Source organism: Escherichia sp. 93.1518 (genome assembly GCF_013368915.2).
In the GTDB taxonomy this organism is placed as follows: domain Bacteria; phylum Pseudomonadota; class Gammaproteobacteria; order Enterobacterales; family Enterobacteriaceae; genus Escherichia; species Escherichia ruysiae.
Genome location: NZ_JABWMT020000083.1, coordinates 1 through 1,413 on the forward strand (window position 1 = coordinate 1; position 1,413 = coordinate 1,413).

Consider the following 1,413-nt stretch of genomic DNA (forward strand, 5'->3'; position numbering starts at 1 on the left):
GAATCAGACCTATATGCCTCGTGTTTAACTGTCCAACTTTTTGGGGTCAGTACACAATCAACCAGGGGCTCTACTGTAATGCCTAGACAACATTATAGTAGCCTGATAATTTAGATATGTGTACATCCTACCGGAAAAGATACTTTTCAGGTCATTTATCAATGGGTGTTATTACCACCGGTAGTTTGTTTACGTCTTCTAAATTAACTGGTACCGGAGGTAACCATATTAATCTAGGTTTACGCTCATGGGCTAGTTCTGGTTTCTTACTTCCTGTCCAGTATGTATGCCAGTGTCCCCGGCGTATATGAGGACGTTTGCTACCTATTGTTGTCCGCTCTTTCCCTGTGGGTTCTGCTTGGCGATATTGCCGTATGGCTTGCCCCATTCGAATACCAACGTCCCACTCCCGAATGTTTTGTGCTGGTAGTTCATGGTGAGTGTGAACATGCTTTTTGTGCTTTTCTGACCGTTTAAATTGATTTTTTTCTTTTATATCATTGATCTGTGAACAGATATAAAGCACCATTGATATCTGTGCGTTAAGAAGATTAAACTCCCTGTCTCTGAAATCTTTGAGCTTTTCGTTAACTGTTACGACGACTTCACCATCGATACACTCCATCTTTCTGGAGTCAAGAAGTCCTTCACGAGAGTCCTTTATTCTGATGATATTATTGACGACGTCAACATTCTTTTCTTTTAGCCCTGTAGTTCCTTGACTTTGTTTCAGATCATCAATAATGAAAAGCCGGATAATATTTCCATTATTGTCCAAAAATGGATAAAAGAAAAATCCATGTATCGGATAGGACGTAGGAAGTATAGTATGCAGATTTTCGGCTGAAACATAGATACTCCATGAAGGGAGTTCCTTGAGGATCTGTGCAGGAATGTTATCAACATAGGTGTTAGCCACATCACTGATGATGTCCTCGCTTAGGCGATAAATTTTCTTTGTATAGCGCCAGTATATAAAACACAAAATACTGTGTGGTGACGATAATTCGTTTCCATGAAATAAAGATTCTAGTTTAGAAGCCAGTTCTTCATTTTTTTGTTGGCTCTGGAGACGACTCATTAGTATGCGTTCTTCATCTTTTCTGTCGATAAATAATAATGGATTGTAGCTGCGTTTTTTATTTCGGCATGCAAAGATTTGCTCTTCAAGCCCAGGGATTGTGTTGATGACTTTTTTTATCTTTTTCAGGAAAATAGGTTGTTTTAACTGCGACATTTCCATCTCCTAAGGGGATTCTTTTATTAACTAAAATCAGCATAACATGCGTTGTTGTGAAGTAGAGAACCATGTATTGGGTTGGTTGTTAACTTCAAAAACAACGCTGAATCATTCAAATTGTCACGAACGGTGCAATAGTGATCCACACCCAACGCCTGAAATCAGATCCAGGG

At 39.2% G+C, this 1,413-nt stretch carries 1 protein-coding gene; it reads right to left on the reverse strand.

Annotated elements, in window-relative coordinates; translation table 11 throughout:
• Positions 1-151 precede the first annotated feature (151 nt).
• Complete coding sequence (finQ, locus tag HEN21_RS22450) at positions 152-931, reverse strand: protein FinQ (RefSeq protein ID WP_276527221.1); 780 nt, start codon at positions 929-931, stop codon at positions 152-154.
• Positions 932-1,413 lie beyond the last annotated feature (482 nt).